Source organism: Clostridium sp. OS1-26 (genome assembly GCF_030915445.1).
Classification (GTDB): domain Bacteria; phylum Bacillota; class Clostridia; order Clostridiales; family Clostridiaceae; genus Clostridium_AM.
In genome coordinates this window covers 948223-965254 of sequence record NZ_CP133264.1, presented here as the reverse complement: position 1 = coordinate 965254, position 17032 = coordinate 948223, and the positions used below count along the sequence as shown (strand labels likewise).

General features: G+C 30.6%; 15 protein-coding genes. 12 read left to right on the top strand and 3 right to left on the bottom strand.

Annotated elements, in window-relative coordinates:
- Positions 1-4 precede the first annotated feature (4 nt).
- Positions 5-574 carry a response regulator gene (locus RCG18_RS04875; protein WP_308040286.1) on the top strand — a complete coding sequence of 190 codons (570 nt, stop codon included), beginning with the start codon at positions 5-7 and terminating at the stop codon, positions 572-574.
- 71 nt (positions 575-645) lie between these two features.
- On the opposite strand, the gene abc-f is transcribed toward RCG18_RS04875, so the two are convergent.
- Positions 646-2559 (bottom strand): ribosomal protection-like ABC-F family protein, encoded by a 1914-nt coding sequence (gene abc-f, locus RCG18_RS04870; RefSeq protein ID WP_308040285.1) that lies wholly within the window; start codon positions 2557-2559, stop codon positions 646-648.
- A 323-nt stretch (positions 2560-2882) separates the two neighbouring features.
- Between abc-f and RCG18_RS04865 the strand changes: the two genes are divergently transcribed.
- The 8 genes from RCG18_RS04865 (at position 2883) to RCG18_RS04830 (ending at position 11077) form a co-directional block, all read left to right on the top strand.
- Positions 2883-3515, top strand: a complete 633-nt coding sequence (locus RCG18_RS04865; protein ID WP_308040284.1) for a redox-sensing transcriptional repressor Rex — start codon at positions 2883-2885, stop codon at positions 3513-3515.
- A 234-nt stretch (positions 3516-3749) separates the two neighbouring features.
- Positions 3750-4214: a hypothetical protein gene (locus RCG18_RS04860; protein WP_308040283.1), complete on the top strand. Its 465-nt coding sequence runs from the start codon at positions 3750-3752 to the stop codon at positions 4212-4214.
- 176 nt (positions 4215-4390) lie between these two features.
- On the top strand, positions 4391-5281 hold the full coding sequence (locus tag RCG18_RS04855) for a sulfide/dihydroorotate dehydrogenase-like FAD/NAD-binding protein (RefSeq protein WP_308040282.1): 891 nt from the start codon (positions 4391-4393) through the stop codon (positions 5279-5281).
- The gene (gltA, locus tag RCG18_RS04850) at positions 5281-6666 is read left to right on the top strand and encodes an NADPH-dependent glutamate synthase (protein ID WP_308040281.1); all 1386 of its coding nucleotides are present in this window, start codon (positions 5281-5283) and stop codon (positions 6664-6666) included. The genes RCG18_RS04855 and gltA overlap by 1 nt, the downstream gene beginning before the upstream one ends.
- A gap of 305 nt (positions 6667-6971) precedes the next feature.
- A complete protein-coding gene (locus RCG18_RS04845) occupies positions 6972-7379 on the top strand; it encodes a C-GCAxxG-C-C family (seleno)protein (RefSeq protein ID WP_308040280.1) in 408 nt (135 codons plus the stop codon).
- 25 nt (positions 7380-7404) lie between these two features.
- The gene (locus tag RCG18_RS04840) at positions 7405-8313 is read left to right on the top strand and encodes a DNA-3-methyladenine glycosylase (protein ID WP_308040279.1); all 909 of its coding nucleotides are present in this window, start codon (positions 7405-7407) and stop codon (positions 8311-8313) included.
- 422 nt (positions 8314-8735) lie between these two features.
- Positions 8736-10223 carry a 4Fe-4S dicluster domain-containing protein gene (locus tag RCG18_RS04835; RefSeq protein ID WP_308040278.1) on the top strand — a complete coding sequence of 496 codons (1488 nt, stop codon included), beginning with the start codon at positions 8736-8738 and terminating at the stop codon, positions 10221-10223.
- A gap of 131 nt (positions 10224-10354) precedes the next feature.
- A complete protein-coding gene (locus tag RCG18_RS04830) occupies positions 10355-11077 on the top strand; it encodes a TVP38/TMEM64 family protein (RefSeq protein ID WP_308040277.1) in 723 nt (240 codons plus the stop codon).
- Between the two features lie 7 nt (positions 11078-11084).
- Here the strand turns inward: RCG18_RS04830 and RCG18_RS28970 are convergent, their stop codons facing one another.
- On the bottom strand, positions 11085-11735 hold the full coding sequence (locus RCG18_RS28970; RefSeq protein ID WP_374119118.1) for a TIGR01906 family membrane protein: 651 nt from the start codon (positions 11733-11735) through the stop codon (positions 11085-11087).
- A 333-nt stretch (positions 11736-12068) separates the two neighbouring features.
- On the opposite strand from RCG18_RS28970, the gene groES reads away from it, so the two are divergent.
- Positions 12069-12353 carry a co-chaperone GroES gene (gene groES, locus RCG18_RS04825; RefSeq protein ID WP_178907313.1) on the top strand — a complete coding sequence of 95 codons (285 nt, stop codon included), beginning with the start codon at positions 12069-12071 and terminating at the stop codon, positions 12351-12353.
- A 61-nt stretch (positions 12354-12414) separates the two neighbouring features.
- Positions 12415-14043, top strand: a complete 1629-nt coding sequence (gene groL, locus RCG18_RS04820) for a chaperonin GroEL (protein ID WP_308040276.1) — start codon at positions 12415-12417, stop codon at positions 14041-14043.
- A gap of 98 nt (positions 14044-14141) precedes the next feature.
- Here the strand turns inward: groL and RCG18_RS04815 are convergent, their stop codons facing one another.
- On the bottom strand, positions 14142-15944 hold the full coding sequence (locus RCG18_RS04815; RefSeq protein ID WP_308040275.1) for a GGDEF domain-containing protein: 1803 nt from the start codon (positions 15942-15944) through the stop codon (positions 14142-14144).
- A 242-nt stretch (positions 15945-16186) separates the two neighbouring features.
- Here RCG18_RS04815 and RCG18_RS04810 point away from each other — a divergent pair, with 242 nt between their 5' ends.
- Positions 16187-16942, top strand: a complete 756-nt coding sequence (locus RCG18_RS04810; RefSeq protein WP_308040274.1) for a prepilin peptidase — start codon at positions 16187-16189, stop codon at positions 16940-16942.
- Positions 16943-17032: the final 90 nt, after the last annotated feature.

The following is a 17032-nucleotide window of genomic DNA, read 5'->3' as shown; positions in this document are numbered from 1 at the left end:
AACCATGAAAAAAATACTCGTTATTAATGATTGTAAATTTGAGAGTATAGTTATGAAAGATTGCTTAAGTGATATTGGATATAGTGTTAAAATTGCCAGTGAATATGATGCTATAATTGAAACAAGAAAGTTTCAGCCAGATATACTTATAGCTAATTTAATTATGAAAAATACAACAGGAGATAAACTTATAAGTAAAATTAAATCTGAGAACTCCCAAATAATATGTTTACTTTCATCATGTGATCCAATAAGATTGGAGGATTTTATTGAAAATAAAGTAGATGAAGTTATTAATACTCCAGTAAATAAAGACAGGCTATCTGAAACTCTAGATAAGGTTACTAAAAATTATGACAATATTGAAGTAAGAAAAAATAGTGTAGATTCGATAATCAAAAGATTAGTTAATAAAAGCAATAGGAAGCAAGAAGATGTTTCACTAGATAAGAAATCGAGTCTATCAGTAAGTAGATTTTTATTTTGCCCATTTTGTGGACAAAAATTTGATGAAGTTTCTCAGAATTTCTCGTTTTGTCCTTATTGTGGTAAAACATTGCAAGCTAGTAAATGAGCGCATTACATTGATTAAATTAAATAACTTTAATAATAAAAAACAGCTGGCAATATCAGCTGTTTTTTGATTTACAACAAACTTTCCCACTCTTCGTATAGATTATCTAGATCATTTTGAGAATCTAATAGTTGTTTGTTTATATTTTCACTTTTTTCTGGATTGGAATAGACATCCTCAAGACAAAGTTGATTTTGTAGCTCTACTATACACTTTTCTAGGTTTGAGATCTCAGTCTCTATATTTTTAATTCTTAACTTTTTCTCTTTTTCTGCTTTTTGCACTTCTCTTTTTTTCTTTTTCTCATTTTGTATTTGCGTTTTTGTTTTTCCAGTACTTTCTTCTTCCAATTGAAACCTTAAAGGATTCTTCTTTTTCTCTACATAGTAACTATAGTTACCTAAATATTCTCTAATGCCATCTTCATTTAATTCATATATTTTATTCATTACTTTATTTAAAAAATATCTATCATGGGATATTACAAGAACAGTACCATCATATCCCATAATTGCATCCTCTAAGGCCTCGCGAGACACTATATCAAGATGATTTGTTGGTTCGTCTAATAATAGAAAGTTGGATTTAGAAAGCATAAGCTTTAATATATTGATTCTACATTTCTCTCCTCCACTTAAGGAAGATACACTTTTAAAAACATCATCGCCTCTAAAAAGAAAAGCTGCCAAAGCATTTCTGATTTCGGTTGTAGTTAGTTCAGGGAAATCATCCCATACCTCATCTATAACAGTATTCTCTGGATTTATATTAGCTTGCTCTTGCTCATAATAACCTATAAAAACATTTTTCCCAAGGCATGACACACCTTTATCTGAAGAAAGTTTATCCATGATTATTTTAAATAAAGTGGTTTTACCCCTGCCGTTTTCCCCTATAAGAGCTACTTTTTCACCTTTTTTAATATCAAAGTTGAGATCATAGAATAAAGTTTTATCTCCAAAGCTTTTAGCTAAATTTTCCACATGCAGCACATCGTTACCGCTTTTAATTTGAGTTTCAAAGGTTACATTACCTAATCTTTCTTCTTTATCTGGAGCTTTTATTCTTTCAATTTTATCTAAAGCTTTTTGTCTGCTTTCTGCAGCTTTTACACTTTTTTCACGATTGAAAGACCTATATCTTTCAATTATCTCCTCTTGTCTTTTAATATCTGCTTGCTGAATAGTATATGCTTTTAATTGTACTTCATAATTTTTCTGTTTTAAATCAATATATGAAGTGTAATTACCGTTATAGCAGTTTACGTGTCCGTGTATAAGCTCGAAAGTTTTATTTGTTATGGCATCTAAAAAGTATCTATCGTGAGATATTATGACTATAGTTCCTTTGTATGCATTTAAGTATTCCTCTAACCATTCAATAGCGTCTAAATCAAGATGATTTGTAGGCTCATCTAGTAATAAGACATCAGGTTTTATTAAAAGAAGTTTACAAAGAGCAACTCTAGTTTTTTGTCCTCCGCTTAAGACCTCTATAGGCTTGTTATAATCCTGTTCTGTAAAACCGAGACCTTTTAATACCCTACTTATTTCAGCTTTATAAGTATATCCTCCTCTATTTTGATAGAGCTCCGAGGAGGTGGTGTAATCTTTAATTATTTTATTATGATACTCTTCCTTACTAGAATCGTAAGGTTCATTCATTAATAACTCAAGCTTCTCTAATTTATTTTCTAAATTTATTAAATCTTCGAAAACAGTAAGAAGCTCATCATATATAGTGTTTGAAAAATCTAATGAAAGATGTTGAGATAAATATCCTAAAGTTTTATTTTTATCTATAAATAATTCTCCATTATCGTAATCAATTTGATTAGTGATAATTTTGAAAAGTGTAGACTTTCCTGCGCCGTTTGGTCCTATTAATCCAACTCTTTCACCCTCGTTTATGTTGAAAGTAACATTTTCAAGTATAACATCTATTCCAAATCCTTTGTTAATATCTTTACAACTTAAAACTACCATAAGTTCACCTTCCTTAACCATTAATATTTTACTATGGTTGAAGATTTTTTTGTAGATTAATTTTGATAATTTAACATAATAATTAAATATAATGGCTTTTTAGAAAATTATTCAGTGATTTAAGATTTATATTAAAAAATTTTATAGCAAAAAGAATGAGAAAAAGACAATAATAGATAGTAATAAATAAAAAATATACTATTGACATATTATATAATTAAATAATACTATAAAAAGTGGGATGAAGTAATAGTTAAATGATAAAATATAAACAATGTGTTTAGGAATTATATTAATTTATAGTATATAAGCGGAGGTGCAGAATGGATAAGAAAAAAAATATATCAATGGCTGTAATAAAAAGATTACCTAAGTATCATAGATATTTAGCAGAGTTAATGAGAAATGATGTAGATAGAATATCTTCAAAAGAGTTAAGTGAAAAAATAGGCTTTACAGCATCACAAATAAGACAAGATTTAAATTGTTTTGGAGATTTCGGACAACAAGGTTACGGATATAATGTTAGTGAATTATATAATCAAATAAGTGGAATATTAGGACTTACTAAAGAATATAGAACAGTAATAGTAGGAGCTGGAAATATAGGTCAAGCAATAGCAAACTATACGCAATTTGAGAAATTAGGATTTACCTTGAATGGAATTTTTGATATAAATCCTAAGCTTATGGGATTAAAAATAAGAGATATAGAAATACAGGATATAGACTACCTAGGTGATTATTTAAAAGAAAATCCAACAGATATAGGAATAATATGTGTTCCAAATAAGAATGCTCAAAAAATTTGTGAAACTTTTATTAAAAATGGAGTTAAGGGAATATGGAACTTTGCCCCGATTGACTTAGTTGTTCCAGAAAACGTGAAGGTTGAAAATGTACACCTAAGTGATAGTTTACTTACACTTAGTTGTTTGCTAAATGACATAGAATAAATAAAAAAATATAAAATTTGAATTTATAAATATCAGAAATTAGCATAACGATATGTTAATTTTCTGTATATTTGTAAATTTAATGTTGAAATATATGACATTGGAAGTATATAATGGTAATTGCGGTTTGTACTTCAATTATTTTTGTAAACGTTTGTGATAATATTAACGAAAAGTTCATTTATAATTAAAGTAGATTTGAAGACCGTTAAATCATGGGGGAGGATTATATCAGTGAATATAGTAGTTTGTTTGAAGCAGCTGTCAGACGCAATGGAAGTAAAAATAGATTCAAAAACTGGAATTGCTGTAAGGAGATGTGGGTTGCCAATAATCAATTCACAGAGTGAAAGTATATTAGAGAAAGCATTAAAATTGAAGAAGGATATGGGAGCTAAAGTTACAGTAATATGTATGGAAACTTTTCATGCGGAAACCGTATTAGAGGAAGCAATAGCCATGGGCGCAGATGAAGGCATACTCATATCAGATAAAAGCTTAGTCGGATCAGGAGAGGTATCTATATCAAGTATATTAGCTGCAAAAATAAAAAAATTAAATTATGATATATTATTTATTTCAAAACAGGTTATAGAAGATAGCGGTGAAGAAATTACCACGGAAATAACTCGACATTTAGGGACTCCAAGAATTATTTTTAGAGAAACAATAGACTTTAAAGATGCAGAGTGGGCTTAGATTTTTTCTTGAAAAAATTATAGATTTAATACATTAAATTCCCTCAATTATAGATTTTTATATAAATTTATACAAATTATCGATTAGTTATACAAAAATAAATATAATATGTTATAATTAAGTGGGGATGAGAGTGCGATTAATATATTAAATTTATTTTACGGAGGGGAATAGAAATGTATAAAATTGTAGACAAAAGATTATTGGCGCCAAACATTTATCTAATGGATGTAGAAGCTCCAAGAGTTGCTAAGTCATGTTATCCAGGACAATTTGTTATAGTAAAGATGGATGAAAGAGGAGAGAGAGTACCTCTAACAATTTGCGACTATGATGCAGAAAAAGGAACTGTAACTATAGTGTTCCAAACACTTGGTGATTCTACTAAGAGAATGGCTGAATATGAAAAAGGTCAAAATTTTACAGATTTTGTAGGACCATTAGGACAAGCATCAGACCTTGTTCATGAAGATATAGAAGAGTTAAAGAAAAAGAATATAATTTTTATAGCTGGCGGTGTAGGTACAGCACCAGTGTATCCACAAGTTAAATGGCTTCACGAAAATGGAGTCGATGTAGACGTTATCGTAGGATCTAAATCAAAGGAATATTTATTACTTGAAAAAGAAATGATGGCTGTATGTAAACATTTATATGTTGCTACAGATGATGGAAGTTACGGATATAAAGGACTTGTTACAAACTTATTGAAGGAACTTATAGATAATGAAGGTAAGAAATATGACCACGTAGTAGCTATAGGACCGATGATCATGATGAAATTTGTTGCTAAGCTTACAAAAGAGTATGGAATTAAGACTGTAGTAAGCTTAAATCCAATAATGGTTGATGGAACAGGAATGTGTGGTGCTTGTAGAGTAACAATTGGCGACGAAGTAAAATTTGCTTGTGTTGATGGCCCAGAGTTTGATGGACATCTAGTAAATTTTGACGAAGCAATGAGAAGGCAAGCTATGTATAAAACTGAAGAAGGAAGAAAAATTCTAAGAGAAGTTGAAGGCGATACTCATCATGGAAAAGGCTGTGGATGCGGAGGTGACAAATAATGGACAGAATGAAAAGAATACCAATAAGAGAACAAGATGCAAAAGAAAGAAGCACTAATTTTGCTGAAGTTTGTTTAGGATACACTAACGAAGAAGCAATGGAAGAAGCATCAAGATGCTTAAATTGTAAAAACCCTAAGTGTGTAGGTGACTGTCCTGTATCAATAAGCATACCAGAGTTTATATTAAAGGTTAAGGAAGGAAACTTCGAAGAGGCAGCTAAGAGTATAGCTAAGTCAAGTGCACTTCCAGCAGTATGCGGAAGAGTATGTCCACAGGAATCTCAATGTGAAGGAAAATGTGTACTTGGTATAAAGGGAGATGCTGTAGCTATAGGTAAGCTTGAAAGATTTGTTGCCGATTGGTCAAGAGAAAACAATATAGATCTTTCAGATAGAAAACCTAATAATGGTAAAAAAGTTGCTGTAATAGGAAGTGGTCCTGCAGGACTTACTTGTGCAGGAGACCTTGCTAAGCTAGGATATGAAGTAACTATATTCGAAGCATTACATGAAGCAGGTGGAGTTTTAGTTTATGGAATTCCAGAGTTCAGACTTCCTAAAGAAACAGTTGTTAAACACGAAGTTGAGAATGTTAAAAAGTTAGGTGTTAAGATAGAAACTAACGTTATAGTTGGTAGAACTGTTACAATAGATCAACTTGTAGAGGAAGAAGGCTTTGATGCAGTATTCATTGGATCAGGTGCAGGACTTCCTAAGTTTATGGGAATACCAGGAGAAAACTTAAATGGAGTATTCTCAGCTAATGAATTCCTAACAAGAAACAATCTAATGAAAGCATTTAAAGAAGGTTATGATACACCTATAAGAGTAGGTCAAAAGGTAGCTGTAGTTGGCGGCGGAAACGTTGCTATGGATGCTGCTAGAACTGCATTAAGACTTGGAGCAGAAGTTCATATAGTTTATAGAAGATCAGAAGCAGAACTTCCAGCAAGAGTTGAGGAAGTACATCATGCAAAAGAAGAAGGTGTAATACTAGACATCCTTACAAACCCTACAGAAATCATAGGAGATGAAAATGGATGGGTTAAAGGCATGAAGTGTGTAAAAATGGAGTTAGGTGAGCCAGATGCATCAGGAAGAAGAAAGCCTGTTGTTGTAGAAGGTTCAGAGTTTGTATTGGACGTAGATACAGTAATTATGTCACTTGGAACATCGCCAAATCCATTAATATCTTCAACAACTGAAGGACTAGAAATAAATAAGCATAAGTGTATAGTAGCAGAAGAAGAAACTGGTCTTACATCAAGAGCAGGAGTATATGCTGGAGGAGATGCCGTAACTGGAGCTGCTACAGTTATACTTGCTATGGGAGCAGGTAAAAAAGCTGCTAAGGCTATTGATGAATTCTTAAATAAAAAATAAATTGTGTTAATATGAAATTTACAATGCTGTATTAGTTTTAGAACTAGTACAGCATTTTTTTCTATAGATTTCTTAACGATAAAGTTGACTTATTCTTTCATTAGAAGTCTTGTATATGAATGTATTTAGCCAAGAATAAATCAACTTTGAAGAGCATTTATCTATATAGGGTTCCAAGGTCGAAAATTAACTTTCTAGTTAGAGATTCTATATTTGTATAATGATTATTAAATAATGTTTATTTCATAATAGGAAAAATTGTTGTAAAATGTATAATATAGAGTAAAAAAATTGGAGGTAGAGATATGTTAGTAGAAAAGGTAAAAAAATACTATGAAAAGGAATATGATTTGAATTGTGCGGAAACCATAATATATGCAGCTAATGAGGAATATAATTTGGAATTGGACAAAAAGACTTTAAAGACAATGGCTGCTTTTGGTGGCGGTATGGCAATTGAAAGCGTATGTGGTGCAATCACTGGTTCTTTAGCTGTATTGGGTATAATCTTTACTAAAGAAAGAGCTCATGAAAGTGATAGAATTAAAGAGCTTACAAAAGAATTCTTTAATAAATTCGAAGAGAAGTTTGGAACAAACAACTGCAATAAACTGAAAGAAGGATACAGAACTGAGGAAAGTAGGTGCAGTGTCATGTTATATTCAGCAGCAGAAATATTAGATGAAATAATTATAAGAGAGAGAGCAGAATAACTCTCCATGCGTGGGAGGCAATAATATGGATTTTAACTACATAGAAACTTTTGAAAATAGTATAGTAATAAAAGGTGTTAGGAATTTTGAGCTGACTCATATATTTGAATGTGGGCAGTGCTTTAGGTGGAATAGGCAAGAGAACGGCAACTATATAGGAGTGGCTTTCGGTAGAGTGATAGAAGTAGAGAAAAAAGGCGAAGATGTTATAATATTTAATACAACTGAAGATGAATTTAATAGTATATGGAGTAATTATTTTGATTTATACAGAGATTATTCAGAGATAAAGAATGTGCTAAGTAAGGATTCTATCCTAGAGAAGTCAGTAGGGTTTGGACATGGGATTAGAATACTTAGGCAGGACCCCTTTGAATTAATAGTTTCGTTTATCATATCTGCAAATAATAGAATACCTATGATTAAGAGAGCAATAGGAAAGATAAGTCAAAAGTGGGGTAATGAATTAGAATACAAAGGGGAAAAATACTTTGCATTTCCTACGATAGAGCAGCTTAATAAAGCAACAGAAGAAGAGTTAGAGAACTGTGGCACAGGTTTTAGAGCAAAGTATATAAAAAATACAGTAGATAATATTTATGCTAACACAATAAAGAAAGATCAATATGATGAAAAGTATGATATTGATTGGATAAAATCCCAGGAAGATGATATATGCCACAAGGAACTTCAAAAATTTATGGGAATCGGACCTAAAGTTGCTGATTGTATAATGTTGTTTTCGATGCAGAAATATTCAGCATTTCCTGTAGATGTATGGGTAAAAAGGGCAATGCATTATTTTTATTTAGCTCCAGATGTGTCCCTAAAGAAGATAAGGGAATTTGGTATTAATAAGTTTGGAGAGTTATCAGGATTTGCGCAACAATATTTATTTTATTATGCTAGAGAAAACCATATAAATATTGAATAGTTGATTATAGGATTCTATGAACCGAAAGTTAGCAGATGCACTAGATTGTACTGTTAATACTTAAATTTAAAGTACATGATTTTTAGTCGAGAGTTGAGAATTGAAAATTCTCAACTCTCGACTATTTATTTACTCTTTTATTTTATAAAAATTATTAACTTAGATTATAGTGTAAATTAACTTCTAAGTTATTTTCTCTATAATTTCAAACAGTCTATATTTATGTATTCTAAATGTAAAAATATTTTATAAAAATTTTTAATGTTTTGCCATTAAAAAACTGTTACATATTTTAAAATAATCTGTTATAATGTATAAGGGCTTGAATAAAGCTGATAAAACTAACTGTATTATAAAACTAATTTTATAATTTAAATTCGTCATTGTAATATATTGATGTATTTTTACAGGAGGATATAGAAATGATAGCGTTTGAAACTCAATTAAAAAAACTTAAATACTTAGTATTAAAAGAAGTAGCTTGTATGGCTAAAGAAAATAGAATAAATAAAGAAGAGTTAGAAAAGGTTCCTTTTGCCATTGTACCAGGAGAAAAGGCTCAATACAGATGCTGTGTTTATAAAGAAAGAGCAATTGTTTATGAGAGAGCAACTTTAGCTTCAGGATTTATACCAAATAAAGGGGTTGAATCAGAATTAACTGAAATTAAAGATGATGGACAAATGTTATATGTATTATCAGCAGCTTGTGATAAGTGTCCTATTGATAAGTACACTATAACAGAAGCCTGCAGAGGATGTATTGAGCATAAATGTATGGAAGTGTGTCCAGCTGATGCTGTAACTAGGGTTGCTGGAAGAGCTTATATAAATCAAGAACTTTGTAAAGAATGTGGAATGTGTAAAAAAGTATGTCCATATAATGCTGTTGCGGAAGTAATGAGACCATGTAAGAGATCTTGTCCGACTGGTGCACTGGATATTAACCCTTCAAATAAAATAGCTGCTATAGAAAAAGAGGAATGTATAAATTGTGGTGCATGTATGGGAGCATGTCCTTTTGGAGCTATATCTGATAGAAGCTACATTACAAATGTAGTTAAATTGCTATCAGAAAAAGGAAAGGTATATGCAGTAGTAGCACCAGCTATAACAGGTCAATTTGGACCTAAGATAACAGTTGGTCAAATAAAAGAAGCTTTTAAACAGGTAGGCTTTTTTGATATGGTTGAAGCAGCTTGTGGAGCAGATGCTGTAACTGTTCATGAGTCAAATGAATTTGCTCACAGGATGGGAAAAGGTGACAAATATATGACTAATTCATGCTGCCCAGGATTCATGAGTTATGTAGAAAAGAAATTCCCAGATCAAGCAGATAAGGTATCTGGTACAGTGTCACCTATGGTTGCAACAGGAAGAATGATAAAAGAGATGGACAAGGATGCTGTTGTAGTATTTATAGGTCCATGTACTGCTAAAAAAACTGAAGCAAGTAGAGAATCAGTAAAAGATGCTGTAGATTATGTTTTAACATTTGAAGAAATAGCAGCTTTAATGGGAGCATTTAATGTAGATCCTGAGAATTGTGAAGATATAGTTGTTGATGATGCTTCTATATTTGGAAGAGGTTTTGCACAAGGCGGAGGTCTCACTGCTGCAATAGAGAATTATGTAAAAGAAAAGGGAATTGAATCGGAATTTATTCCTGTTAAAGCAAGTGGAATGGATGAAATTAAGAAAACTATGACTATGGCCAAAACAGGAAGATTACAAGGAAACTTTATAGAAGGTATGATGTGTGAAGGCGGATGTATAGGAGGCCCTGCGGCTATGGTTTCTATTATGAAGTCCAGACCTCAGTTAACTAAGTTTAGTGGACAATCTACTAAAAAGTCCGTACTTTCCAATGAAAACCTAAATAAGTTTAATGAAACAAATTTAGATAGATAATTATTTAACTTTGAATAAAGCTGGGCTTTATTCAAAGTTTTTTATTTTGTAAAAAATTAAGTTTACTTTGATAAAATTGTAAGATAATATATAAATAAATTAAATTTTGACTATATACAGGAGAAATCAAAATGAAGAAATTTTTGCAGAGTTTTTATAATAAACTGTCTAAATACAAATCCCATATAATGCTTGTGTTAGTTATGATTTTTTTTATCTTTACCGCACATGAATATTATATTAAATACTCTCATATTCTAAGGGATCCAAATAAAGTTAAGAATATAATCATGTCATATGGTAACTACAGCATACTAGCATATATTCTATTGCAAATCCTTCAGGTAGTAGCATTCTTTATTCCTGGGGAAATAATACAGATTGCTGGCGGTTACATATATGGAACGCTTTGGGGAAGTATTTTATCTATTATAGGAATAACAATAGGTAGTGCTCTGGCCTATGGATTTTCATCTTATTATGGCAAGCCTTTAGTAAATAAGATAATATCAAAAAAGGACCTTAAGTTTTTTAACAGAATACTTAATATAGGCAGTATAAATGTTATTGTTTTTCTATTATATTTAATTCCAGGTATACCTAAGGATGCATTAGCATATATTTGCGGTATTTCAAGTATAAACTTTAAAAATTTCATAAAATATTCAACAATAGCAAGGATTCCGGGAATCTTGGTATCTGCTTATTTTGGAGCCAAGATTAACGATGGAAATAAGGTGATATTGATTATAATAGCTGTTATATCCATATGTTTATTCATAGTGGGAGTTTTTAAGGGAGAAAAGATAGTAAAGGGTTTAATGAAGAAAAGTTATGCAAGAGATGATGAGTAAGTTATATTCACTTATCATCTCTTATTTTTTTGTATAGAAGTCTAAATAAGATACTGCATCCTATTACTAGTAAAAGTATAAGCAGAGCACAGTGTAGAAAATAAGTTTCTGGCAAGATATTAATAATAGGATCAGTTTTAGGATCAAGAAGCCAATAGTCATTATTGAAGAACAGTTTGTGAAAGAAAGTAAAGCATTTATCAAAGTTCCAAAGAAAACCACTTAAAAGAAGAAAGCAAGTACAAAAAATAATATTGGAGCACCACTTTAAAAATAGATAATCTTTATACTTGATAGCAAAGTATATTGCAAATATGATTATCAAAGTACAAATATCTAAAATAAAATTAAATCTAAAAAAAAGTTTTTTCACTTCAATAAAATGAATCATTCCTTCTTGTGATGATGGAAGAAGGGGAATATTAAAATCTATAGATTTACTTGAGCTTAAGTAATTTATAAGGTAGTCATAGGTTGATTTTATTTGCATGTTGTTTAAGCTTGTATACTTTCTCAAATTTAAATAGTTTATATCAAAATAATATAAAGGTCTAAAATTGAGAGTAATTTTAACTGAGGAAATTATAACAAATAAAAATAATGAAATAGAAAATATTAATCTAAGCAAACCTTTTAGTAATTTATCTATGATAATCATCCCTTTCATAAGCTAAAAATATAGAAAATTTCGTTATAATGGTATTATAACCGCAAAATAGGGAAAATAATATAGATGTATTTTAAACGTAAAAAGTTTTGCTCAAATAGCATAATAATGAAATTAATAGAAATGGGGAGAAATACCTATTTAATTTAATGCTATTTGGTTATTTGGCCATTAATAATAGATTAAGTTGAAAATTAGAATTTGAAAATGTAAATACAATTATTTATTATAATAATTGTATTAGCACTCAAGAGTGATGAGTGCTAACAACAAAGTTAACAAAATGATTTTAAATATAACATATAATTTTAAGGAGGGGTTTAAATGAGCATTAGACCACTTGGTGACAGAGTCGTTATTAAAAGAATTGAAGCAGAGGAAACTACAAAAAGCGGTATAGTATTACCGGGAACTGCAAAGGAAAAACCACAAGAAGCTGAGGTTGTAGCAGTAGGACCAGGCGGATTAGTTAATGGAAAAGAAGTTAAGATGGAAGTAAAGGTTGGAGATAAAGTTTTATTCTCCAAATATGCTGGAAATGAAATTAAGATGGATAACATCGAGTATATCATTTTAAAGCAAGATGACATATTAGCTGTAATAGAATAATAAACTAAAAATGGTTTATAACGTAAATTAAATATAACGAAATCGCAGGGAGGGTTTATTTATGGCAAAAAGCATTTTATTTGGCGAAGAAGCTAGAAGATCAATGCAAGCAGGTGTTGATAAGCTTGCTAATACTGTTAAAATAACATTAGGACCAAAAGGAAGAAATGTTGTACTTGATAAGAAATTTGGATCACCACTAATAACTAATGATGGTGTTACTATAGCAAGAGAAATAGAGTTAGAAGATCCATATGAAAACATGGGAGCTCAACTTGTTAAAGAAGTTGCTACAAAAACAAATGATGTAGCAGGTGATGGAACAACTACAGCTACTTTACTTGCACAAGCTATAATAAGAGAAGGATTAAAAAATGTTACAGCTGGTGCTAACCCAATGCTTATAAGACAAGGTATAAGAATGGCTGTTAATAAAGCTGTTGAAGAAATAAAGAAAGTTTCAAGACCAGTTGAAGGAAAAGAAGACATAGCAAGAGTTGCTGCAATATCAGCTGCTGATGAAGAAATTGGTAAACTAATTGCAGATGCTATGGAAAAGGTAGGTAACGAAGGAGTTATAACTGTAGAAGAATCTAAATCCATGGGGACTGAACTAGATGTTGTTGAAGGTATGCAATTTGACAGAGGATATGTTAGTCCATACATGGTAACTGATACAGAAAAAATGGAAGCTTCAGTAGATGATGCATATATTTTAATAACAGATAAGAAGATATCAAACATACAAGATATATTACCAGTACTTGAGCAAATAGTACAACAAGGAAAGAAACTATTAATAATAGCTGAAGATGTAGAAGGCGAAGCACTAGCTACTTTAGTTGTTAATAAATTAAGAGGAACATTTACTTGTGTAGCAGTAAAAGCTCCAGGATTTGGTGATAGAAGAAAAGAAATGCTTGCTGATATAGCTACACTTACTGGCGGGCAAGTGATATCAGAAGAATTAGGAAGAGACTTAAAAGAAGCTACAATAGAAATGCTTGGAAGAGCTGACTCAGTTAAAATAAGCAAAGAAAATACTACAATAGTAAATGGAAAAGGCGATAAGAATGCCATCCATGATAGAGTAGCCCAAATAAAGAGACAAATAGAAGAAACTACATCAGATTTTGATAGAGAGAAATTACAAGAAAGACTTGCTAAGCTTGCTGGTGGAGTAGCTGTAATTAAGGTTGGTGCTGCTACAGAAACAGAATTAAAAGAAAGAAAGCTTAGAATAGAAGATGCTTTAGCAGCTACTAAAGCAGCTGTTGAAGAAGGTATAGTTCCAGGAGGCGGAACAGCTTATGTTAATGCAATACCAGAAGTAGAGAAGTTAACTTCAGATGTTGCTGATGTTAAGATCGGTATAGATATAATAAAAAAATCATTAGAAGAACCAGTAAGACAAATAGCATTTAATGCTGGAGTTGAGGGTTCTGTAATAATTGAAAAAGTTAAAAGTAGTGAAGTTGGAGTAGGATACGATGCTTTAAAAGATCAATATGTAAATATGATTAAAGCTGGTATCGTTGATCCAACTAAGGTTACAAGATCAGCTCTACAAAATGCTGCATCAGTAGCTTCAACATTCTTAACAACAGAATCAGCAGTAGCTGATATTCCAGAAAAAAATCCTGCTCCAATGCCAGGTGGCCCAGGAATGGGAATGGACGGAATGTACTAAAATAAAAAATAAAAGCGTTATGGTTTTTGCCATAACGCTTTTTTATCCGAATTGCCCAGTGGTCGTAGACAAACTCCACCTGAAGCCAAGAATTCTGTTTATAAAGTAAAGTTAAAACTGCCTCTATAGCAGGAATTCTCGGAATCACTTAAAATATTAACCTTGTAGTTACTGTGTCTAAAGAGTTTTACCTCTCTTTTTATATCAGCTATATACTTAGCTATCTCATCACAACTTTCAAAACTATTTGTATAATCAATTACTCCTGCAGCAGAAATAGACGTAATATCAAATATATCTCTATTTCCCTTTCTATCCAAAGCCTCAATATATCCGTTTTGTTTATCCCTTTCATTAAAAAAATCCAAAATTCTATAATCAAATTGTTCAGTTATATATTTACATAATTCTTCGGATTTTTTTATATCACTATCTACTATAACAATAAAGTCATCTCCACCTATATGACCGATAAAATTATTGTAGGGGAAAAAACTTTTAACTCCATCCTTTATAAGTTCTGAAGTAAATTTAATGACCTTATCTCCATTTTCAAAACCATAGGTATCGTTATAAACTTTAAAATTATCTAAGTCAAAATACAGGATACAAAATTGATGATTATAGGATAACATGTCGTTAAGTTTGCCCTCTATAATGGAATTGCCTGGAAGAGAAGTTAGTGGATTTAATTCTTTTGCATAATTTCTCTCCATTGTAGTAGTAAACTGTAGTAATTTTTTTACTGTAACAATACCATAATATTTAGAGTTTTTTGTAACTATTACATAATCATATAAAGTTTCATCAGTCCTTGACATAGCTAAATTTGAGACATCATTTACAGGAGTGTTATAGTCTACAATTAAAGGAGAAGTATTCATTGCTAAAGACGCAGGTCGTTTTAAAAAAACTGCAAAGCCATATTGTGTAGCAAGAACAGAATTTAAATAGTGCTTCATTACAAGGCCTACAGGAATATCATTTTCTACTATACAAGCACCGGTATAATTGGTAGTATCAAAAAAAAATTTTAATTTTTCACAAGAGCTATTTATATCAAAAGGATTATCATTTCTTACTAGTTGACCAATATAATTCTTAGAATATAAGGCAATAGAGTTATTATGATCTGTATAGAAAGTATATATTAAAGTTTTTAATGTATCTGAAATGTCTAAAAAAGAATCAGCAGGCTTTTGTAAAAAGAAGCCTTGTCCTGCATAAACCTTTAATTCTATTAGCTTTTCTAACTCATGTTTGTTTTCTATGCCTTCTGCTATGAGCTTCATATTAGCACTATTTGCAAGAGAGACTAAGCCTGATATTATATGTTGTTTAAAAGTATCTTTATGAATATCTCTTATGAGTTCCATGTCTATTTTAATATAATGAGGTTTGGTCTCTGATAACATTTTAAGTCCTGAGTACCCAGAACCAGTATCATCTATAGCTATTTTATAACCTTCTTCTAAATAGTTGTCTAAGGCAGCTTTAAAGCTTTTATAATCTTTTACACAGGTTCTTTCAGTGATTTCAAATATTATAGATTCGGGAGATATATTGTGTTTAGTAAGAAATTCTTTTGTAATTCCTTTTTTGAAATTTTCATCTTTAAGTATATAAGGATCTATATTTATGAATAGAAGCTTATCTTTACTCATACCGGAGGCTTTTTCGATGGCTTTAGCTCTACATAAATACTCTAAATCCCACAACCTGCTATACTCCTGAGCTGCAGTAAAAAGTTTTTCAGGATTTTGTAATGAAGAATTTTCAGGTCCTCTGCTTAAAGCTTCATAACCTATTACTTGTCCATCTTTTAATGATACTATAGGTTGAAAAACTGTTGATATACTTTCAGATTTTAAAATTCGGTCTAATTCGGTTTGAATATTCATGAGTATTACCCCTTTGTTTAATATTCGATAAATAGATATTTTTGAAAGCATTGGTGTTACGCGCTATAAGTTTCTATTTCCGTATAAAGTATATCATTAGTCTGTTATTTTTTATGTTTTTTTTGTTAAGATTGCGTTAAATGAAGTAATTATATTGGAAAATAAGTCTTAACATAAAATAATTGTAAATAATTTCATATTATGTTAAAATAAATCCATATAAATGGTAATGAGGAATTGAGATGATTATATATTATATAATTTTTATTTTTGGAGCAGTAATTGGCAGTTTTTTTAATGTATGTATATATAGAATACCAAGAGGAGGATCTATTGCTTTTCCTCCATCGCATTGTACAAACTGCAAAAAGGAAATTAAGTGGTATGATTTAATTCCTATAATAAGCTATATATTTTTAAGAGGGAAATGTAGATATTGCAAAGAAAAAATACCCATAAGATATCCAATGATAGAATTTACAACAGCGTTATTATTTGTGGCAAACTATAGCGTGTATGGATTAACATTTGATTTTATAAAATATACTACCCTTCTAGGTTTTTTGATTGTTATTGGAATGATTGATTGTGATACTACAGACGTGTATTTTTCTACTACATTATCAGGTATAATTTCTGGAATAATATTCATAGGAGTATTAACTTATAATATGCTTCCAGTAAAAAGCTATATTTACGGTGGAGTTCTAGGTGGAGGATTTTTAGCATTAATAATTCTAATAACTAAAGGTGGTATGGGCTGGGGTGATGCTGAGATGTGCTTAATGAGTGGGCTATTTATTGGACTTAAACTCACTACATTAATGTTGTTATTATCATTTATTATTGGATCAATATCAGCACTAACTCTTATTCTACTAGGAAAAAAATCAAGGAAAGACTACATACCTTTTGGGCCATATATAGCCTTATCATCTATACTTTGTGTATTAGCAGGAGAGAAAATTTTTTCTTTTTACATGTCATTAATATTCTAATTTTCTCGAAAGATCTTGAATATACATAAATGGTAGATAAAAATTCAAATGTAAGATCCGTAAGTGATATAATAACAGTTAACAATAAAA